At 66.0% G+C, this 20160-nt stretch carries 16 protein-coding genes; 4 read left to right on the top strand and 12 right to left on the bottom strand.

Annotation, left to right across the window (positions count from 1 at the left end):
* Positions 1-139: 139 nt before the first annotated feature.
* Both ACS8Y6_RS10035 and ACS8Y6_RS10030 read right to left on the bottom strand, forming a co-directional pair.
* Positions 140-901, bottom strand: coding sequence for an ABC transporter permease (locus ACS8Y6_RS10035; protein ID WP_440855487.1), 762 nt, complete (start codon positions 899-901; stop codon positions 140-142).
* Positions 898-1827, bottom strand: a complete 930-nt coding sequence (locus ACS8Y6_RS10030) for an ABC transporter ATP-binding protein (RefSeq protein WP_440855486.1) — start codon at positions 1825-1827, stop codon at positions 898-900. Before ACS8Y6_RS10030 ends, ACS8Y6_RS10035 begins: the two co-directional genes overlap by 4 nt.
* Positions 1828-1941: 114 nt before the next feature.
* Here ACS8Y6_RS10030 and ACS8Y6_RS10025 point away from each other — a divergent pair, with 114 nt between their 5' ends.
* Positions 1942-2724, top strand: a complete 783-nt coding sequence (locus ACS8Y6_RS10025) for a hypothetical protein (protein ID WP_440855485.1) — start codon at positions 1942-1944, stop codon at positions 2722-2724.
* Between the two features lie 27 nt (positions 2725-2751).
* Here ACS8Y6_RS10025 and ACS8Y6_RS10020 read toward each other — a convergent pair whose 3' ends face one another.
* Complete coding sequence (locus tag ACS8Y6_RS10020) at positions 2752-3210, bottom strand: GNAT family N-acetyltransferase (protein WP_440848713.1); 459 nt, start codon at positions 3208-3210, stop codon at positions 2752-2754.
* A gap of 130 nt (positions 3211-3340) precedes the next feature.
* Between ACS8Y6_RS10020 and ACS8Y6_RS10015 the strand changes: the two genes are divergently transcribed.
* The gene (locus tag ACS8Y6_RS10015; protein ID WP_440848712.1) at positions 3341-3706 is read left to right on the top strand and encodes an STAS/SEC14 domain-containing protein; all 366 of its coding nucleotides are present in this window, start codon (positions 3341-3343) and stop codon (positions 3704-3706) included.
* Positions 3707-4000: 294 nt separating this feature from the next.
* On the opposite strand, the gene ACS8Y6_RS10010 is transcribed toward ACS8Y6_RS10015, so the two are convergent.
* From ACS8Y6_RS10010 to ACS8Y6_RS09975, 8 genes are all read right to left on the bottom strand, one after another.
* On the bottom strand, positions 4001-6448 hold the full coding sequence (locus tag ACS8Y6_RS10010) for a GNAT family N-acetyltransferase (RefSeq protein WP_440848711.1): 2448 nt from the start codon (positions 6446-6448) through the stop codon (positions 4001-4003).
* The gene (locus ACS8Y6_RS10005; protein ID WP_440855484.1) at positions 6448-7806 is read right to left on the bottom strand and encodes a lysine N(6)-hydroxylase/L-ornithine N(5)-oxygenase family protein; all 1359 of its coding nucleotides are present in this window, start codon (positions 7804-7806) and stop codon (positions 6448-6450) included. Before ACS8Y6_RS10005 ends, ACS8Y6_RS10010 begins: the two co-directional genes overlap by 1 nt.
* On the bottom strand, positions 7799-9391 hold the full coding sequence (locus ACS8Y6_RS10000) for a pyridoxal phosphate-dependent decarboxylase family protein (protein WP_440855483.1): 1593 nt from the start codon (positions 9389-9391) through the stop codon (positions 7799-7801). Before ACS8Y6_RS10000 ends, ACS8Y6_RS10005 begins: the two co-directional genes overlap by 8 nt.
* A gap of 106 nt (positions 9392-9497) precedes the next feature.
* Positions 9498-11774 (bottom strand): TonB-dependent siderophore receptor, encoded by a 2277-nt coding sequence (locus ACS8Y6_RS09995; protein ID WP_440855482.1) that lies wholly within the window; start codon positions 11772-11774, stop codon positions 9498-9500.
* Between the two features lie 225 nt (positions 11775-11999).
* Positions 12000-12818, bottom strand: coding sequence for a thioesterase family protein (locus ACS8Y6_RS09990; protein ID WP_440855481.1), 819 nt, complete (start codon positions 12816-12818; stop codon positions 12000-12002).
* Positions 12819-12848: 30 nt separating this feature from the next.
* Positions 12849-13544, bottom strand: a complete 696-nt coding sequence (locus tag ACS8Y6_RS09985) for an HAD hydrolase-like protein (RefSeq protein WP_440848706.1) — start codon at positions 13542-13544, stop codon at positions 12849-12851.
* Between the two features lie 175 nt (positions 13545-13719).
* Positions 13720-15381, bottom strand: a complete 1662-nt coding sequence (locus ACS8Y6_RS09980) for an FAD-binding dehydrogenase (protein ID WP_440848705.1) — start codon at positions 15379-15381, stop codon at positions 13720-13722.
* An 88-nt stretch (positions 15382-15469) separates the two neighbouring features.
* On the bottom strand, positions 15470-16468 hold the full coding sequence (locus ACS8Y6_RS09975) for an alpha/beta fold hydrolase (RefSeq protein ID WP_440848704.1): 999 nt from the start codon (positions 16466-16468) through the stop codon (positions 15470-15472).
* Between the two features lie 199 nt (positions 16469-16667).
* On the opposite strand from ACS8Y6_RS09975, the gene ACS8Y6_RS09970 reads away from it, so the two are divergent.
* The gene (locus ACS8Y6_RS09970; protein ID WP_440848703.1) at positions 16668-17723 is read left to right on the top strand and encodes an aldo/keto reductase; all 1056 of its coding nucleotides are present in this window, start codon (positions 16668-16670) and stop codon (positions 17721-17723) included.
* Positions 17724-17805: 82 nt separating this feature from the next.
* Here ACS8Y6_RS09970 and cls read toward each other — a convergent pair whose 3' ends face one another.
* Positions 17806-19242, bottom strand: a complete 1437-nt coding sequence (cls, locus tag ACS8Y6_RS09965) for a cardiolipin synthase (RefSeq protein WP_440855480.1) — start codon at positions 19240-19242, stop codon at positions 17806-17808.
* Between the two features lie 75 nt (positions 19243-19317).
* Here cls and ACS8Y6_RS09960 point away from each other — a divergent pair, with 75 nt between their 5' ends.
* Complete coding sequence (locus tag ACS8Y6_RS09960) at positions 19318-20139, top strand: PHP domain-containing protein (RefSeq protein WP_440848701.1); 822 nt, start codon at positions 19318-19320, stop codon at positions 20137-20139.
* Positions 20140-20160: the final 21 nt, after the last annotated feature.

The following is a 20160-nucleotide window of genomic DNA, read 5'->3' as shown; positions in this document are numbered from 1 at the left end:
TCCGTTTGCCATGCGCCGCGGTCTGTCCGGGCGGCTGAGCCGCTCAGGGCCAAGGTCGCCCACACGGCGATCACGGCCCTGTTCGAGGGCCGCGCGATAAGCGCCTGCGGCGGCCGTCGGGCCAGGCCACGACGGCCGGTCACGATTTGAGCCGGTAACCGGTCTTGAAGATCCAGGCCACGATGCCGATGCACACCGCCAGGAACAGGCCGATCATGAGCACGCTCAGGCCCACGCTGACGTCGGCGGTGTTGTAGAAACTCCAGCGAAAACCCGACACCAGATAGACCACCGGGTTGATCAACGTCACCTTCTGCCAGAACGGCGGCAGCATATCCAGCGAATAGAACGTGCCGCCCAGGAACGTCAGTGGTGTAACGATCAGCAGCGGGATGACCGTCAGCTTTTCGAAATTATCGGCCCAGATGCCGATGATGAAGCCGAACAGGGCGAAGGTGATGGCCGTGAGCACGAGAAACACCACCATCCAGACCGGATGCGCGATGTGAATGTTCACGAACAGCGTGGATGTGGCCAGGATGATCAACCCGAGCATCGCCGACTTGGTGGCGGCCGCGCCGACGTAGCTGGTCACGATCTCCACGAACGACACCGGCGCCGAGAGCAGCTCGTAGACCGTACCGATGAATTTCGGGAAATAAATCGCGAACGAGGCATTGGAGATGCCCTGGGTCATCAGCGACAGCATGATCAGGCCGGGCACGATGAACGCGCCGTAGGACACACCCTGCACCTCGCTGATGCGCGAGCCGATCGCCGAGCCGAACACGACGAAGTAAAGACAGGTCGAGATGATCGGCGAGATCACGCTCTGAAACAGCGTGCGGCCGGTTCGGGCCATCTCGGAAACATAGAGTGTCTGGATCGCGCGCCAGTTCATTGATCGCTCCCCACGAGATTGACGAAGATCTCTTCCAGCGAACTCTGCTGCGTGTCGACATCCATGAAGGCGACATCCGCGGCGTCCAGATCGCGAAACAGTTGTTTGACGCCGGTGGTGCCGGTCGCCGCGTTGTAGACATAAACCAGTTGCCGGCCGTCATCCGACAACCGCAGCTCATAGCTGGCCAGGGTCGACGGGACGCGATCGAGCGGATCGGCGAGCGTGATCGACAGTCTTTTTTCGCCGAGCTGATCCATTAGTGCGGCGGTTTCGTCCACGAGTCGGATCCGGCCGTCCTGGATCACGCCGATCCGGTCGGCCATTTGTTCGGCCTCTTCCAGATAATGCGTGGTCAACACGATGGTCACGCCGTGTTCGCGCAGGCCGCGCACCACGTTCCACATGCTGCGCCGCAGTTCGACGTCCACCCCGGCGGTGGGCTCGTCCAGAAAAAGGATTTCGGGCTCGTGCGACAACGCCTTGGCGATCATCACGCGCCGCTTCATGCCGCCCGACAGTTCGCGCGTGGCGTTGCCGCGCTTGTCCCAGAGCGACAAATCCTTGAGTACACGTTCGATATGGGCGTTGTTCTTCGGCTTGCCGAACAACCCCCGTGAAAAGGCCACTGTGGCCCATACCTTGGAGAACGGCTCGACGGTCAGCTCTTGGGGCACCAGGCCGATCTTCTGGCGCGCGGCCCGGAACTCGCGGATCACGTCGAAGCCGCCGACGCTGGCGCGACCGCCGGTGGGATTGACGATGCCGCACAGGATATTGATCAGGGTGGTCTTGCCGGCGCCGTTCGGCCCGAGCAGCGCGAAGATCTCACCGCGCTTGATGCTCAGGTCGACGTTGTCCAATGCCTTGAAGCCGGAGTCGTAGGTCTTGCTCAGACCCCGGATATCGATCACGGGCTGGGCCAATGCTCATCCTTCGCCGCAGCCGCGGCGGTTCGTCGAATCCGCCCAGTATGCCACTGCCACGACGCCGCGGAATCGCGCTATCGTCAAAGCGGGACCCCGATCGAGAAACGCCCGATGAGCGACAGGATCATTCCCTTCGACAGCCACCGCAGACGCGAGCCGGCCGGCGCCGACGAGGCACCGGCGCCGCGCCGCCGCCCGCCGGTGCCGCGCATCCCGGATTTCGCGCGCGCCGACGCCACCTGGTTGCAGGCGCGCGACATTGCGTTTCTGCTCGAGGCCGAGGGGCACACACCAGCCGACGACGGGCTGATCACCCAGGGCATTCCCCCCGCGCTGGAAGCCCTGCTCGAGCGGGACGTCGTGGTGGCCCGCGTGGCCGGCGATACCGGCGGCTGGCTCGATATTTCGCCACATCTGTATTTCCACGTCATGCTGCGCCGCCTGCTGCCCACGCCGCGGACCTATCTGCAGCGGCGCGTGCTCCGGTATCTCGCGAATCTGCTGAGCCTGTTCGTGCGCACGGACCGGCTGTACCGCATCCAGCCCGGTGAGGCCGAATCGTTCCAGTATCTGGTCGATCTGCTGGCCGAGGCCGCCGAGAGCGAGCACGAACGCCAGTTCCTCGTCCACGCCCATCTCGGCAACTACGCGCTGTATCTGGCCGGGCTCGGCCGGCGCTGGATAGAGCACCGCCTGAAGTACGGCCGCAGCGCGCTCGGCCTCGACTACTACCAGGACATGGGCCGGCGCGCGTATCGCCAGGCCGCCGATCATCGCCTGGCACGCGAACTGGACCTGCAGCCGGTGTTCGCGTATCTCGCGCAGCAATTCGATCACTACGCCGATGCCCTGCTGCGTCTCGGCGCCGCGCGCGGCCCGCGCCTGGCCGACTGACGACCCGCCCCCGCCGGGCATCGCTGCTCAGGCGTGGGCGGCAACGCCCGGCTGGCGCTGCATGGCGCAGTGCGGTATGCCGTCCTCGAGATAGACGTCCGAGACGACCACGAACCCGAGCCGCTGATAGAAATCACGCAGATGCGCCTGCGCGCTCACGCGCACGGCGACATCGCCGTAGAGCCGACGGGTTTCGAACAGCCCCTCGTTCATCAGCCGATAACCCAGCCCCCGACCGCGAAACGCCGGCGCGATCAGCACCCGGCCGATGGCCGGGATCGCACCGGGCACGATGCGCAGATAGCCGGCCAGCGCGTGATCGATCCGCAGGCTCAGATGACGGGCCACGAGATCATGCGCGTCCGTTTCCTGATAGGCACAGGCCTGCTCGACCACGAACACCGCCTCGCGCAGCGCGACGATCTCATGCCAGGCGGCGGCCGACATATCGCGCAGCCATCCGCCGCTGAAACAGGATTCGCTCATGACATGAACCAGAAATGGACCGGCAACGGGCATTATGCCTGGCCTGGGCGCGGGCTCCGCCTTATCACGGATGGGCGCGGCGGCCTACGTATTCTAGCGTCGGGCTTCATTCATCGAGCTGAGAGTCCTCATGCTTCGAATCGCCCCATTCAAATCCGATGCCGAACATGTCGTACCGCTGGAAGTCGACGGCGAAATCGGCGCGCAGGATTTTTCCAACGTTGTCGCCACCATCGAAAAACGCCTCGCACAGCACGACAGGCTGCGGCTGTACATCGAGATCCACTCGCTGGGCAGCATGGCGGCTTCGAGCGTGTTCAGCGAGTTGAAGGATGCAATCCGGCACTGGGATCGCTTCGACAAGCTGGCTGTGGTCACCGACGTCGAAGGCGTACGCACCGCCACCGCCGTCATCGACAAGCTGGCACCCAGACTGGAATGCAAGACCTATCGCTTCGACGAGCGCGAAACCGCGCGGCAGTGGGCCATCGCCTGATGGCACCCGCCGAGGCCGCAGGCGCCCACCCGGCGCGTGCGGCCTTTGTTTGGATGGATCCCGCTCCGGCGCCCCATCTCACGCCCGCCCGAAAGGGCACTGCCGCCCGGGGCATCGTGTCGGTCGGCTTAGGCCACAGGCCGTAAGCCGACACCCCGGGCCGCCATACCCCGAGGTTCAGGTGTCATAAATACAACCAGCCGGATCTTTCCGCGCAGAGCGGGCACAAAAAAGGCCGCTCGACAAAACAAGAGCGGCCAAGACCGATCGCCGGTCGCAGGAGATGCCGGGTCTCTAGGCGGTCATCACATGTCGGCGGTACGCCGTGATCGGGTTGTCCAGCCGGCCCACGAACTGCAGATTGCCGGTGGGATCGGCCAGATCGAGCATCTGGCGGTTGTTGGCCAGTTGCAGCCGGTTCAGGCAAGAGCGCGCGAAGTCGGGCGCGAACAGATCATCGCGGGCGAACTTTTCGGCGTATTCGGGATGGGCGTCCTGATAACGCACGATGCAGGCGGCGACCTGCGCCCAGAACCGTGTCTGCGCGTAATCGCGCTCAACCGCCAGTATCGCCGCGATATAACGGAATATCAGATCGAACAGGTCGGTGAAGATCGACAGCGTCCGGAGCTGTTCCGGCACCGCCACCGCGATCCGTTGCACGGCGGCCGGCAGCTCGGCGTTCGGGTCGAGCACGGCGATCTCCTCGGCGATGTCTTTCATGATCACGCGGTCCACCGTGTGTTCACGCAGCACCAGAATCAGGTTCTCGCCGTGCGGCATGAACACCAGGTCGTGGGCATAGAAACAGTGCAACAGCGGCGCCATGTAGGCATCGAGATAACACCGCAGCCAGTCGTCGATGGACCGCCCGGACGCGTCGATGAGCGCGCCGATGAGCGAGTTCCCCTCGTAATCGCGGTGCAGCAGCGCCGCCATCGTCATCAGCCGCTCGCCCTGGCCGAGGCGCGCGACCGGCGACTCGCGCCACAGCGCCGACAGCATCTTGTTGGCGCCATCGGTCTTCGCCACGGCCGCCTCGAAATGCGGATGGCGATAACCCACCGCGGCCACTTCCCGCAGGATGGAAAATCCGGTCGAACGCAGATAGGCGTCGTTATCGATGAGGCTCGCCAGCCAGTCGCAGATCGCCGGCGTGCCGGCCATGTAGTACGGCGACAGGCCACGCGCGAAGCCCATGTTGAGGATCGACAGGCTGGTCTTGACGTAGCAGCGCGCGGGCGCGTCGTGATTGAACAACGTACGAATCGACTGCTGCGCCTGATAGGCATTGGGCGCAAAACCCAGATGCACGAGATGGCGCGTGGCGATCTCGTCGGCGAAGGCGAACACCAGCTTGTTCTGCCACTGCCAGGGGTGGATCGGCATGAAATGATAATCCGCCGGATCGAGGTCCAGATCGATCAGCTGTTCGACAAACCGATGCCGGGTGGTCTCATCCAGTTCGCCGGCCAGATGCGATGCCACGCTGCGGTCGGCGGCCACGGCAAAGTGCGCCCGGCTGACGTGCGCCGCCACCCAGACCAGACGGATCGGGTGGGCGGCTTCCGGCGCATAGGCGGCGAAATCGTCGCCGTCAAAGCCGACGCGGCCGTTGTTGGCCACGAACGCCGGGTGGCCTTCCGTCATCGCCGCTTCCACGGTCTGGAAATCGGCGACGGCGAGTTCAGCCGCCGAGTATTGCGCGGTGGCGCGTTTGTAGGCGGCGCTATAGCGGGTACGGGCGATTTCCTCGAGATAGAGCGCGAGCCGGTCTTCGTTCAGCCCGAGCGTGTCCCGGCATTCCACGACCAAGGCGCCGGCATCCAGCGGCCGGGCCCCGCCGTCGACTTCACGCGTGATCGAGGCGGGCTCGACGTCCCAGTGATTGAGTAAAAACCGCCGGGCGGCAAAGCGATAACGCACGCCCGGGTCGTCCGCCGCAATCTCGTAGCAGGCGGTCCCCGCTTCATCAGCCGGCGGGTCTTCCAGGGCCCGCGGTTCGAACAGCCCTTCGTGGGCGAACTCGCCGATGATCTTGGCGACCAGCGCGGCGTTGACCTCGGCCCAGCGGGCCGGCGAGAGATGCGCCACACTGCGCAGCGTGGCCGTCAGGCACTGACAACTCATGCGGGGGGTCTCCTTTCGTGCGCATACGGCGCGTTGTGATGCGGTCAGACGGCGCATGGCGCGGTCCCGGTCGCATGCGGTACAGGTCGCCAGCCAGGCCGTCTTGTCTGCCAGGCGAAGCCGATGGTGGTAGACAAACCCGGCGCGTTGGTTGAGCCCATGGATGCCGCGGTTGGCGACATCCGGCTCCACCACCAGCCGTTCGACGCCCGGTTGGGCGAACAACGCATCGACCGTGAGCGCGAACACCGCCCAGGTGAACAGATGGATGGGCTGGCGCGGCGGGGCGATGAGAATATGCATGCCGACATCGCCCGGTTGGACGCTGTAATGCCGGCCGACGGGTTCCACCGCCGGGTCGTAGACCTCGACCAGAAAGGCCGGCCGGCCCGCGTGCCGGCCGATCAACGCGGTATGCGTGGTCGATGACTCGATCGCACAGAAATAATCGACCGTATCCGCCGCTGAATGGGCGGTCATGCCCCAGAACCGGGCGTGGTCACTGGTCAGCCAGCGGTGCGCGCAGCCGGCATGGCGCCCGATCTCGAACGGCGCCAGGGCCAACCTGCCCATGCCGGGCACGCAGCGGCCGTATTCGCTGAAATCGAGCATTACGGCGTCTCCCGGTCGCTCTCGAGATGGGGCGCGCCCGCCTCGACCGAAGCCAACCGGCGGGCATCGAAACTCTGGAATGCGATGCGGCGTTCGATGGCATAGACCTCGCGGCCCACGAGCTGGCGCAGGATCACCGCGTTGCGATAACAGGCCATGCCGAGATCCGAGGCGGTGAAGCCGTGGCTATGCAGCTCGGCGTTCTGCACGAAGATTCGATCGCCGGCGGTATCGATCGCGTAATCGCGACTGACCCGGAAACGCCCCTGCCCGTCCCAGCGGATGCGATCGGCGATGGGCTCCAGATAGCCCGGCACACGAGGACTGAAACCGGTCGCCAGAATCAGCGCCTGGGTACGGTGACGAAACCGCAGGCCCTGTTCCGCCTGGAGCAGCTCCAGGACGTACTCGTTGCGCGCGGCATCCCGGGTGACCGCGAGCAGCGTGATGTTGGCCTGCAGGCCGACATTGGCGCTGCCGTGCAGGTCTTTTTCGTACAGCCGTTCGTAGATGGCATCCGACAGGGCGCGATCGATCCCCTTGTAGAGCGGTTTCTGGGCCTGCCCGAGCCGGTGTCGGGTGTGCTCGGGCAGCGCGTGAAAGTAATCGATGTATTCCGGCGAGGTCAGCTCCAGCGTGAGCTTGTCGTAGGCCATCGCGAAAAACCGGGACGAACGGGTGAACCAGTCCAGGCGCCGGCCCGGCCCCGCCGACGCCAACCGCTCGTGAAAGATTTCGGCCGCGCTTTGCCCGGAACCGATGAGCGTGACGCTGGTCTTGTCGGCCAGGGCCTCGCGATGCGCCAGATAATCGGCGGCATGACAAACCGGGCCGTCGAGTTCATCGCAGCCGGCCGGCCAATACCGTGCCGGGCCGGTTCCGAGCACCAGACGCCGCGCGCGCCGGACGACCGGTTCGCCGGTCGCGGGGCGGACCGCGGTGACCCCATAGCAACCGGCGGCCTCGTCGTAGTCGATCTGTTCCACCCGCTGCTCGAATACCAGATTCGACAACTGTCCGGCCACCCAGCGGCAGTACTGGTTGTATTCCGCGCGCAGCATGAAAAAACTCTCGCGGATGTAGAACGCATAGAGACGCCCGCTGGCCTTGAGGTAATTGAGAAAGCTGTAGCGGCTGGTCGGGTCGGCCAGGGTCACCAGGTCGGCCAGAAACGGCGTCTGCAGTGTGGCGCCGTCGAGCAGCAGGCCCGGGTGCCAGTCGAAGCCTTCGTTTTCATCGAGAAAGATCGCGTCGAGCGACGCGATCGGCTCGGCGAGCGCTGCCAGGCCCATATTGAACGGGCCGATGCCGATTCCGATGACGTCGTGGATATGCGCAGCGCGATCGTGCTCAACCATGACGACGCACCACGCGTTCGTTGCATTCACGCTTGGCCGCGCCCGGCCCCGTGTCGGCCGCACGGCGATCCCGCGCCAGCCGCTGGCCGGTGGTTACGATCAGCCCGAGCAATTCCGCCATGTCCGCGACCGTGGTCTGGGCGTTCATCAGGGTGAACTTGAGATAACGCCGGCCCCCGACCCGGGTCGCGGCGATCATGGCTTCGCCGTGGGCGGCCAGCTCGGCGCGGATCGCATCGTTCAGGCCATCGAGTTCATTCGCCGGCAAGGCCAGACTCGGCCGGAAACGGAACACGAGCGCCCCGAGTTCGGGCTCGTTGAGCAGTTCGAAGCGGGGCTCGGCGAGCATCAGGCGATACGTCGCGCGCGCCAGCTCAAGGCCGGCATCGAACAGCTGCCCGATCGCCCGTGGCCCAACCGCACGCAGGCTCACCCAGAGCTTGAGCGCATCGAAACGGCGCGTGGTCTGCAGACTCTTGTTGACCTGGTCCGGCGTACCGGAGGCGGCGGCTTCCGCCGGGTTCAGGTAGTCCGCATGATGGGTGACGTGCGCCAGCATGCCGGCGTCGGCGACCAGCAAGGCGCTGCAGGCCACCGGCTGGAAGAACGATTTGTGGTAATCGACCGTGATCGAGTCGGCTGCCGCGAGCGCGCGGCAGCGATCGCCGCGGGTTGGCGACACCAGCAGGCCACAGCCATAGGCGGCATCGACGTGCAGCCAGATATCGTGCGCTCGCGCCACGGCCGCGGCCGCCTCGACATCGTCCAGGCTGCCGAAGTCCGTGGTGCCGAAGGTGGCAACGATCGCGATCGGGATATCGCCGCGTGCGCTGGCCTCTGCCACCGCCCCGGCAAGTGCGGCGCCGTCCATACGCCAGGCCGCGTCGACCGGCACCGCCACGATCGCGTCGTGGCCGAGCCCAAGCAGCGCGGCCGCGCTGGTGAGCGAAAAATGACTGATTTCGGAAACGAAGATCCGCCAGCGCGCCGCTTCCGCCGGCAACCCGTGGCGCTGGACCCGGCCGATGCCGTGCGCGCGGGCGGCGTGCTGTTCACGGGCCAACAGCAGCGCCATCAGATTCGACTGGGTGCCGCCGCTGGTGAACACGCCGTCCGCCGTAGCCGGCAGATGCGCGCGGCGCGCCGTCCAGTCGATGAGTTTCTGCTCGATCAGCGTGGCGCCGGCGCTCTGATCCCAGGTATCGAGCGAGGAATTCATACCGGCGGCGATGATCTCGGCGGCCACCGCACTGGTCAGCACCGGGCAATTCAGGTGCGCCACATAGCGCGGATGATGAAAATAAACGGCGTGCCGGAAATACAGCGACTGCAGCTCGGTCAGCGTCGCCGTGAATCCGGCCGGGGCTTCGCGGTCCAGGTCGATCGCGTCGATCGGGCCGCGAATAGCGTCGGCTCGAACGCCGTCGAATACCCGGTGGGCACGGCCCAGTGCGCCAATCGTGGCTTCGATCGCCTGCTCGCCCTGGGCACGAAAATCGGCCAGACCGCTGCGCCCGATCAGTGCCGCGCCGAGGTTGCCATCCGCCCCGGTGCCGATCGCACGATCCGCAGGTTGCATGGACATGAGAGAGCTTCCTTGTCGACGATTCGATGATTCGATGCCGCGAACGCCGCGGCCACGCCCCTCGTGGCAAGCGGACCGGACCGGCACGCATGCCGGCCCGGCGGGTCTAGAAGCGATAGTCCACGGTTGCCGTCACGTTGCGTTGTTCGCCGAAATAGCAATAGCTCTCGGCAAAGCAGGCGGCGACGTATTTCCTGTCGAACAGATTGTTCGCGTTCACCCGCAGGCTCACGCCGTCGAGCTTGTCCGCCCAGGCGCCGAGGTCGACGCTGACCATGGCGTCCGCGACCGCATAGTCCGGCACCTTCAGATCATTGGCGGCATCGGCATAGCTCTTACCGACATAGCGCCCGCCCAGGCCTGCCGAGACCGATTTCGGGAAGTCGTACTTCACCCAGAGCGAGGCCAGCTGATTGGGCGTACGCACCGGCGTATTCCCTGCCTTGGCGGTCAGCGTCGCGGTATCGATGTCGTTCTGATACCCGATATCGTTGTAGCTGTAGCCGGCGACTACGTGCAGCTTGTCGGTCACATCGGCCTTGGCCGTGAATTCCACGCCCCGGGCCTGGATGTTGCCCACGCCTTCGTAGGTGACTGGCGACACGGTTGTGCGTTGCTGCACATTCTTCTGGGTCAGGTCGTAAAGCGCCAACGTGAACAGCGCGTTGGTGCCCGGCGGCTGATACTTCACGCCGACTTCATATTGATCGCTCTTCTCCGGCTGCGGCACCACACCGTCCACGCTGGTATCGGTGGTCGGATTGAAGGCTTCGCTGTACGACACATAGGGCGAGATCCCCCATTTCGATTCGTACAGCAGCGCCGCGCGGCCGGAGAATGCATCGTCGCTGCGCTCGTCGCGGCCCTGGTTGCTGGCCAGATACGACTGGTACTCACGCCGCAGATAATCCTCCCGTCCGCTGAGCAGTAGATGCCACCGGCGCCAGGCCATCTGGTCCTGCAGATAGACACCGAACTGCTTGAGCTTGCGGTTCATGTCCGAGGTCAACGCGGCGCTGTCGGCCAGCCGCGGGTTGCTCGAATAATCCGGATTGAACGGATCCAGCGAACTCGCGGGCCCACCGTAATTACGGACGCGGTTGAATCGCTGCTGATAACCGAAGCCCGCCAGCACCTGATGCTTCACGCTGCCGGTCGCGAACGTGATCTCGGCGTTGTTATCGGTCGAAAACGCCTTGAGATGTTCGTTGGCACCCGAGTAGTAACGCGCGAGTTCGGCGCCACTGCCGATGAAGCCATATTGGTAAACCTGGGCCATCTGGGTCTGGAGGTCGGTGTAGCGCGACCTCGAACGCAGTGTCACATGGTCGTTGACGTGCTGCGTGAGCTGGTAGGAAAACATGCGCTGGTCGCGGTTGAATTTCTCGTTGCCCTTGTCCGCGTCGACCCAGGAGGAATCGACCGTGCGACCGAAGCGTTGATTGCTCACGCTCAGGTCATAGGGCACGGCGCCGTGAAATCCACCGGCCGGATCGTGCTGGATATAGGCCTGGAGCAGCAGATCGGTGTCCTCGGACAGCTTCAGGTCGACCTCCGGCATGATCGCGTAGTGCTCGCGCTTGACCACGTCGTACTGCGTATCCGAGGTATCGGCATGACCGACGATGCGGTAGTTACCCCAGGATTTATCCGGCAGCGCGCCGGTGAAGTCGAGCCCGCCGCCGAAGGTATCGAAGCTGCCACCATAGAACTGGATATGGCGCTCGGTTTCGGCCTGTGGCCGCTTGGTCACGTAATTGACCAGCCCGCCGGGCTGGGCACGCCCGTAGAGCACCGAACTCGGCCCCTTGACCACGTCGACGCGCTCAAGCATGTACGGGTCGATCTGCAGGTTGGAATAACTGCCGCCGTCGCTCATCAAGCGCAGCCCATCCAGAAATGCATTGTCGACATCGCCGCCGGAAAAGCCGCGCAGCGCCGTAACATCCTGGCGGCTGGACGCACCGGCCAGGCCGGTGAACACCCCGGGCGTGTAGCGCAGCGCCTCGTTGATGTCGCGCGAGCCCTGATCGGTGATCTGCTGGCGCGTCACCACATCAACCGTCTGCGGCGTTTCCAGCTGCGGGGTATCGGTCTTGGTCGCGCCGCGCGTGGCGTGCGCCGTATAGCCCTCAGTCGGGCCTTCGGCGCCGCGGTAGCGCCCCTCGACGCTGATCGTCTCGAGCCGGGTCGAACCAGCCGCCACCGGTATCCTGCCGCCGTGGTCGCCGCCCGCCGCCGCCTTTGTATCGCGCTCGCCGCTATCGGCCTGGTCCTTCGTTGCCGCGGCGGCGGGCAGCAGGCCCAGCGCGCCGCTCAGCGCGATCAGGCTGATCACTCGCCCGCCGCTCGTTACCCGACGCCATCCCTGTTGATTGTGCATGTCGCTCCTCGGTCTCCCTGACCCATGGTGTTGTCGTCAATCGTAAGCCGGCGCCATTCGTATCTGCCGGCGTGACAATTGTATTTGCGACTCATTCGCATTTGCAACACCAGTACCATCTGATTGGTGTGATGAAGCCTCCATGCAGCGCAGGAATCGAGGCGCGAGCCCGCCGGACAACGGGCTCGGTCAGGGGCAGCGGCCGGCCGCCGGGTCAGGGGTCGGTCAGGCGAACACTGCCACCGCTTGTCGGCCGACCAGCACGGGTTCGCGCCGACTGTTCCAGATCGTCATGTGCTGGGCCGAGTAGCCGTCGGCAATCTGCTCGGCGTAGGAACGACACAGCCACCAGCCCTGCTCGGTCACCGGACGCTCGGTCAGCAGATCGAACTGCCAGGTGATGGTGCTGACCGGCGCCGGCTTGTGCATACAGGCCATGGCCGCCGGCGGCAACGCATCCGCGAGTGCCACGAGCCCGGTCAGTGAATCACGCATCGCCGCGTCTCGATGGCGCAGCCAGGCACAGAATTGCGGTGTTTCGGCGCCACTGGCCGGGGTCGCGCCGGCGGCCCGGGCGCTATCGAAATGACGTGCGAAGTTCGGCCCGAGATTCCGACCTTCACTGTCTTCGAAGAACAGGCCACCGTCGCGCGCATCGGCCACCGCCGGGGCGGCGACGTCGGCGTGCGCCAGGGCCGATTCACGCGCGGTGCCGAAGCCGAAGGTGGCACGCGCCGCCGCGTTATCGCCGCTGGTCATGTCGGCGGCGACAAAGGCCATGGATTTACCCTGGCGCAGGATACGCGGCTCGATGCGCACACCCGGCCCTGCCGGCCCGACGAAAGCGACCTGGGCGGACCGAAGCGGTGCCAGATCATCAACCGCTGCATCGACGGCGGCCAGGCAGAGCGCCGCCGATAACCCGCCATAGATCGCCCGCCCCTGCAGCCAATCGTCGGGAATGTCGATGTGCCAGGCATTGCCGGCGGGCTGAAGATGCGACAACAGAACAGAGAGCGGCGTGCGCCCCGAGGTATCGGTCATGATGCGGCTCGTTGGAAATTCCGCGTCAGGTTAGCGCAATACGCCACCGTATTGTTGCGTGTGCACCGATGCCGCCGGCTCAGCCAACAGACAGCGTGCGATGTCGTTCGGCGAGTCGAAGAGGTGATCGGGCTGGGCGTCGAGCAGTTCCTGCCGGTCACCGTAGCCGTAGCTGACCGCGGCAGCCGGCACGCCGTTGTGGCGCGCGCCCAGCACGTCGAAGCGGCGGTCGCCGATCATGAGCGTTTCTTCCGGGCGCAGGCCTTCCTCGCGTAGCACGTGCGCGATCAAAACCGATTTTTCGGTACGCTTGCCGTCGAGCTCGCTGCCATAGACCTTGCCGAAATACCCGTCGAGCCCGAAATGCGCGACGATCTGCCGGGCATAAAACCAGGGCTTGGAGGTGGCCACGAACAACTGCCGGCCGCTGGCACGAAGCTGCCCGAGCACATCCACGATGCCGGGGTAAAGGCTGTTCTCGTACATGCCGACATCGCCGAAGCGCACGCGATAATCCTCGACCGCGCGGCCAGCCTCGGCATCCGACAGGCCATAGTGTTCGCAAAAGGCGGCCTTGAGCGGCGGCCCGATGAACCCCGCCAGGTGACGCCGGTCGGCGACCTCGATGCCCTGGCACGACAATGCGTATTCGACACACCGCGTGATGCCTTCATAGGGATCGGTCAGGGTACCGTCGAGATCGAATAGCACGGTCGTGTATCGCATGGCTGACCTGTCGAACCACCTGCCGGCGATCGTCTCGCCATCGCCGGTCGTTGTCTCGTTGTCCTGTAACGCGTACAAGCAAGAATCCAGCCGTTAGTGGCCACCGCCGCATTCTCGATCACACACTGAGCTTATCCAAAAAGCGCGCCGGTTGACGACGAGCATTCGCCCGTGCTCACAGTTGCGCGGCCGCGTGACGCCCGGCACGGCGTCCCGAGAACAGGCAGCCGCCCAGAAACGTGCCCTCCAGCGCGTTGTAGCCATGATACCCGCCGCCGCCGAAACCGGCGGCTTCGCCCACGCCGTACAGGCCGGGGACGGGCTCTCCGCGGTGATCGAGCACCCGGCCGTCGATGTCGGTATGCAGACCGCCGAGGGTCTTGCGTGTGAGGATGTGCAGTCGCACCGCGATCAGCGGCCCATGCGCAGGGTCGAGCAGCCGATGCGGCCGGGCCACGCGGAACAGGCGATCGCCCCGATAACGACGCGCGCCGTGAATCGCGGTGATCTGGGCGTCCTTGGCAAATGGATTGGCCATCTGGCGATCGCGCGCGACGATCGTGGCCCGCAGCGCATCGGCATCGATGAGCGCGTTGCCGGCCACGCGATTCATGCCGGCCGCCAGTGCCGCGACATCCGGGGCCACCACGAAATCCGCCCCTTGGGTCTTGAATGCCTCCACCGGCGGCGGCGCGCCGCGCGATAGCCGCGAGCGCAGCACCGCGCGCCACGATTGCGCGGTCATATCCGGATTCTGTTCCGAGCCGGACAAGGCGAACTCTTTCTCGATGATCGATTGATCGAGCACGAACCAGGAATAATCATGGCCGGTGGCCAGGATCGCACGCAGCGTGGTCAGCGTGTCGAAACCCGGCAGGCACGGCGCCGGCAGGCGTTGCCCGGTGGCATCGAGCCACAGCGACGAGGGCCCGGGAATGATGCGAATGCCGTGGGCCGGCCAGATCGGATTCCAGTTGGCCACGCCCTCGGTGTAATGCCACATGCGGTCGGCATTGATGATCGCCGCCCCGGCGTCGGCGGCGGCGATATCCAGCATGCGGCCATCGACATGGTGCGGCACGCCCGAGAGCATGTGCGCCGGCGGCGGGCCGAGCCGCGCCACCGGCCAGTTCGCGCGCACCTTGTCGTGATCGCCGCCGATGCCGCCCGCGGCGATGATGACGACTTCGGCCATGTACTCGAACACGTCCACCGCATCGCGTGCCGACCGCTCGCCCCGCGCGACCGTGCTCGGGGCGAGCACCGCGCCGCTCGCCCCGATCACCCGGCCGCCGGTGGTGAGCAGGCGGTCGACTCGATGCCGGCAATCGAGCGTGATGCGCCCGGCCCGCCTGTGTGCCTGCAAGCGCCGCAGAAACGGGGCCAGCACACCCGGGCCCGTGCCCCAGGTGATATGAAAACGCGGCACCGAATTGCCGTGGCCTTGCGCCGTGCCGCCGCCCCGCTCGGCCCAGCCGACCACCGGAAACCAGCGCATGCCCAGACCATACAGCCATTCGCGCATGCCGCCGGCCGCGAATTCGACGAACGCTTCGGCAGTGCGCCGGGGCCAGTGATCCTCCGGCCGGTCGAAGCCGGCCGAGCCGAGCCAGTCCTGCCAGGCCAGTTCGGCCGAGTCGGTAATGCGCATGCGACGCTGCTCGGGCGTATCCACGAGGAACAGCCCGCCGAGCGACCAGTGAGCCTGGCCGCCGATCGAATTCTCGCCCTCCTGCTCGAAAATACGCACCGAACGCCCCGCATCGGCCAGTTCGACTGCGGCTACGAGCCCGGCCAGGCCCGCGCCGATGACCAGCGCATCGCTTCGATCTGTCATGGTCCGCTCCGAGGTACTGGGGCGGCCGCCCCAGTGCCCTATTCAATGATCGATGACGCTTCGAACATAATGCAGCGGGCGCATCACGTCATTGATCCACGCCCGGATCGAGCAGCCAGTCGGCGACACGCGTCCAGCTGCGCCGAGCCATCAACGCGCCACAGCCGGCATGCTGTGGATCGCCATGGGTCCATTCACATGTCACCCGGTCGCTGCCGACCACGGTCGCCAGCCGCTCGCCACACACCGGCGAGCAGACCGGATGATCGGCATCGGCAATGAACAGGATCGGCGCGCGCACGCTCGCCAGCCCGGCGCCCGGCCTGGCCATGGGCAGCCGCCCAGCGGCCAGCGTGTTATCGGTCCAGAGATGATCGATGACATCGGCGACCACCCCGCCGGGGTACGCCCGCGAGCGCAGGGCATCGTCGTCCGGCGGCTGGGCCGGGCCGAGCACCGCCTGGCGGGCGATCGACTGTAGCCAGCTCGGCACATGCAGCGCGGCAACCGGCAGGTGGCTGGCCCGCAGGCCGGCCAGACGTCGCCAGCGTCCGGCGCGCTGGCGCAGCCGGCCCCGCACCCGGCCCGCCGCCGGGCACGCGGCGTAATCGATGCAGGTATCGAGCAGCACCAGGCCGGCCAGGTCATCGGCCGGGCTGACCGCGGCATAGCACAACGCCAGTAACCCGCCGAGCCGCCAGCCGTGCAGGGCCAGGCGTTGCCGCCCGCTGTGGAAACGCACCCGGTTGAGCATTTCCGGCAACAACGCGGCGAAGTAGTCGGTCAGGTGGCGTCGGTCATCGGCGCGCGTCGGCCAACCCCAGTCGATCATGTAGAGATCGAAACCGCGCGCCGAGAGATAGGCCACCAGGCTGTGCTGGTTGCGCCGGTCATAGATCTGGATATCGGCGGCCAGCGGCGGGATCAGCACCACCGGCGTTCGCGGCGCCGGCCCGGCCTCGGGCGCGCCGGCGGGCGCGTAATAGCGCACCGACACACCGGCACGACGGTGGATGATCTCGAATTCGGCCGCGCCCGGCATGTACCGGGACCGGCGACCGGGTCGGCGTCGTACCCTGCTGTTCATGGCATGGCGGCCCGGCTCCGGATAACGGGCACGGCGTCGCGCGATGGCAGGCACACAGCCATGGCGTCCGCCTCGTGGAATGAACTCTGTAATTGCATGATAGCCGACCCACGGCGGCGCTCGCCTGCGAACCGTGCATGTTGAACTTCAACCCCAGGTATGTTCATCCTTTGGGCCACCAATCACAATGGAGCGATCAATGGAATATCGCCAACTCGGCAATTCCGGCCTCAGGGTGTCCAAGCTGACACTGGGCACGATGACGTTCGGCGGCGAAGGCCACATGGCCAAGGTCGGCAACACGGACGTCTCCGGCGCCCGCACCATGGTCGACAAGGCATTGGATGCCGGGGTCAACTTCTTCGATACCGCCAACATGTATTCCGGCGGCGCGTCGGAGGAGATTCTGGGCCAGGCGCTGGGCGACAAGCGCCACGACGTGCTCATTGCCACCAAGGTGCGTTTTCCCATGGGCGATGGCGTCAACGATCGCGGCCTGTCGCGCGTTCATATCCGCCAGCAGATCGAGGCCAGCCTGAAGCGGCTGGGCACGGAGCACATCGACCTGCACCAGATGCACCAATGGGACGGCATCACGCCGCTCGAGGAAACCCTCGAGACCTTCGATACGCTGGTACGCCAGGGCAAGATCCGCTACTACGGCATCTCGAACTTCTCCGCCTGGCACGCCATGAAGGTGCAGGCGATCTGCGAGCGCGAAGGCTTCATCAAGCCGATCAGCCAACAGATCCACTACACCGCCCAGGCGCGCGAGGCCGAATACGAACTGATGCCGGCGGCCGTGGATTCCGGCCTGGGCACCATGATCTGGAGCCCGCTCGCCGGTGGCCTGTTGTCGGGCAAGTACCGGCGCGACGCGGAAAAACCCGAAGGCACGCGGTTCTCCGAGGGCTGGGAAGAACCGCCGATCACGGATGAAACACGGCTGTTCGACATCATCGAAACGCTGGTCGAGATCGGCGACGCCCACGGCGTGTCCGCGGCCCAGGTGGCGCTGGCCTGGATTCTCACCCGGCCCGGCGTCACCACGGCCGTGATCGGCGCGCGCAAGGAACATCAGCTGGACGACAACCTCGCCGCCGCGAATCTCGAACTGAGCGATGCCGAGATCGCCCGGATCGAGAAAATCAGCCGCCCGGTCCTGTTGTATCCCTATTGGCACCAGCGCAAGACCGCCAGCGACCGGCTCGGCCCGGCCGACCAGGTGCTGCACGCCAACTTCGCCGACGACTGAGCGGCGGCACCGCTTGCCGACGAACAAGCCGTCGCTCCCCGCGACGGCTTTTTTTCGCCGGGCGTCGATCCGGGGCAGACGATCACAGCACCGGGCCGAGCATCGCCAGCGCGTTGCGCCACGCGCGCCGCGGCGCCGAGATGTTGTTCAGTTCAGTTCGCGTGATGGCGTGCGCGGCCGCGATGAAACGCGCCTGGCGCGCACGGATCGCGGCGGTGACGTCGCGCGACTGCAGCAGCACGTTGTTTTCGTAATTGAGATCGAAACTGCGCCGATCGAGATTGGTCGAACCGATCAACGTCAGATCGTCGTCGACGGTGAGCGTCTTGGCGTGCAACAAACCCGGCTCGTATTCAAAGATCCGTACGCCCGCGACCAGCAATTCCTGATAGTAGCTGCGGCTGGCTGCGGCGACGATGCGCGAATCGTTGCGCGCCGGGAATACCATGCGCACATCGACACCCCGGTAGGCCGCCGAGCAAAGCGCCAGCCGCAGTGCGTCGTCCGGCACGAAATACGGGGTCGTAATAGTGAGTTGACGGCGCGCGGCGTACAGCAAGGCACAGATCAATTCCGGCGCCGCGGAATAACGCCCGGTCGGCCCGGTGCCGATCGCCTGCGCGACGATGTCGCCCTGGCCCGCCGGCACCGGCTGGTGCAGGCAGTCCCGGCAATCCTCGCCGGCATAGGTCATCCAGTCGGCCACGAACAGATACTGGTTCTGACGTGCAATCGGCCCGGCCAGCCGGATCACCGCATCGACCCATGGCGCATACTTCGCCTTGATCGCGAACGCGGCATCGGCACAGTTCTGGCTCCCGGCGTAGGTGATCACGTTGTCGATCACCACGATCTTGCGGTGATTGCGAAGATCCACGCGGCCGACGAACACATGCAGCGCCGGGTTGCCGACCGGCAGTGCCACCGCGGTATGCGCGCCGGCCGCGCGCATCGCCGCCCAGTACCGGGACTTGATCAATCCGCGCGAGCCCACCGCATCGACCATAACCCGGCAGGTAATACCGCGAGCGGCCGCGCGTTCGATGGCGGACACCACCCGCAGGCCGTTGCGATCGGTCAGCCAGATATAGAACAACAGATGGACATGGTGCTCGGCGGCGTCGATATCCGCGACCAGCGCGTCGATGGTGGCATCCGCCCCGTCGGGGAAATCGAACCGGTTTCCGCCGCATGGCCCGAAGCCGTTGATCGACGACGCCATGGCGAATAGCGGCGTGGCGCGCGCGTCGACGGCGGCCGGCGGCGTGACCGATGCTGGCGGCGGCAGCTGTGCCAGCACCGCGTGCATTCGTTGCGTATAGCGCCGGCCGATGCTGGTTTCACCGAACAGCAGATAGACGATGATGCCGACCACCGGCAATGCGATCAGCACCACCAGCCAGGCCACACGCGCCGCCGGATCGCGATAGGGCTTGAGCAGCACGCGCGCGATCAGGGCGAGCTCGATCGCCAGGTGAATGATCAATGCCCACAAGGGCAGAATCCCGAGATCGGTCATGCAGCCTGCTCCCTCGGCCTCTATGCTGGTCCAACGGCGCTCCACGATAGCGCGCAACGACTTCCGGCGTGACCCATGATCGACCTGCACACCCATTCCACGGCCTCGGACGGCCAGCTCGACCCGAGCGCGCTGGTGGCGCGGGCCGCAGCCCGCGGCGTGCAACGCCTGGCGTTGACCGACCACGACACGACCGCCGGCATCGACGAAGCACAGCGGGCGGCGGCCGGTCACGGCATGCAACTGGTCGCCGGCGCGGAAATATCGGCGAGCTGGGAGCAGCGCACGCTGCACATCGTCGGCCTGGGGCTGGATATCGCGCAGCCGACGCTGGTCGCCGGACTGAGCCGCCAGCAAGCCGAACGCGACACACGCGCTGCATGCATCGGCGAGCGGCTGGCACGCATTGGCCTGGAAGACGGCGGCGCCCGCGCCCGCTCAGCCGCCGACGGCGGCCAGATCACGCGCTCGCATTTCGCCGATCTGCTGGTCGCCGACGGACTCGTGCGCAATCGCCAGGATGCGTTCAAACGCTACCTGCGCCCCGGCCGGCCGGGCTACCGGCGCACGGTGTGGGCCGGGCTCGCCGACGTCATCGGCTGGATTCACGCCGCCGGCGGCACAGCGGTGCTCGCCCACCCGTTCGGCTACGGGTTTTCCGGCGCCTGGCGGCGGCGCATGGTAGCGGCCTTCGCGGGCGCCGGCGGCGACGCGATCGAGATCTGTACCGGCGTCAGTACGGTCGAACAGGAAAGCCAATCGGCCCGGGATGCACGCCGACATGCCCTCGCCGGCTCGATCGGCTCGGATTTTCATTCACCCGAGCAGTTCTGGCTGGATGTGGGCCGGGTCCGCCCCTTGCCGCCCCATGTGACGCTGGCGCCACATCCGGCATGAGGGGCGGCCGATGCCAGCCAG

Origin of the sequence: Salinisphaera sp. RV14 (genome assembly GCF_052044135.1) — a bacterium.
Lineage (GTDB): Bacteria > Pseudomonadota > Gammaproteobacteria > Nevskiales > Salinisphaeraceae > Salinisphaera.
Note: the sequence above shows the minus strand (reverse complement) of the source record. Positions and strands in the feature narration are given on the sequence as shown.

Coding starts and splice junctions, on each gene's coding strand:
- ACS8Y6_RS10035 (WP_440855487.1), bottom strand. CDS start 901: ATGAACTGGCGCGCGATCCAGACACTCTATGTTTCCGAGATGGCCCGA.
- ACS8Y6_RS10025 (WP_440855485.1), top strand. CDS start 1,942: ATGAGCGACAGGATCATTCCCTTCGACAGCCACCGCAGACGCGAGCCG.
- ACS8Y6_RS10020 (WP_440848713.1), bottom strand. CDS start 3,210: ATGAGCGAATCCTGTTTCAGCGGCGGATGGCTGCGCGATATGTCGGCC.
- ACS8Y6_RS10015 (WP_440848712.1), top strand. CDS start 3,341: ATGCTTCGAATCGCCCCATTCAAATCCGATGCCGAACATGTCGTACCG.
- ACS8Y6_RS10010 (WP_440848711.1), bottom strand. CDS start 6,448: ATGCTCGATTTCAGCGAATACGGCCGCTGCGTGCCCGGCATGGGCAGG.
- ACS8Y6_RS10005 (WP_440855484.1), bottom strand. CDS start 7,806: ATGGTTGAGCACGATCGCGCTGCGCATATCCACGACGTCATCGGAATC.
- ACS8Y6_RS10000 (WP_440855483.1), bottom strand. CDS start 9,391: ATGTCCATGCAACCTGCGGATCGTGCGATCGGCACCGGGGCGGATGGC.
- ACS8Y6_RS09995 (WP_440855482.1), bottom strand. CDS start 11,774: ATGCACAATCAACAGGGATGGCGTCGGGTAACGAGCGGCGGGCGAGTG.
- ACS8Y6_RS09990 (WP_440855481.1), bottom strand. CDS start 12,818: ATGACCGATACCTCGGGGCGCACGCCGCTCTCTGTTCTGTTGTCGCAT.
- ACS8Y6_RS09985 (WP_440848706.1), bottom strand. CDS start 13,544: ATGCGATACACGACCGTGCTATTCGATCTCGACGGTACCCTGACCGAT.
- ACS8Y6_RS09980 (WP_440848705.1), bottom strand. CDS start 15,381: ATGACAGATCGAAGCGATGCGCTGGTCATCGGCGCGGGCCTGGCCGGG.
- ACS8Y6_RS09975 (WP_440848704.1), bottom strand. CDS start 16,468: ATGAACAGCAGGGTACGACGCCGACCCGGTCGCCGGTCCCGGTACATG.
- ACS8Y6_RS09970 (WP_440848703.1), top strand. CDS start 16,668: ATGGAATATCGCCAACTCGGCAATTCCGGCCTCAGGGTGTCCAAGCTG.
- cls (WP_440855480.1), bottom strand. CDS start 19,242: ATGACCGATCTCGGGATTCTGCCCTTGTGGGCATTGATCATTCACCTG.
- ACS8Y6_RS09960 (WP_440848701.1), top strand. CDS start 19,318: ATGATCGACCTGCACACCCATTCCACGGCCTCGGACGGCCAGCTCGAC.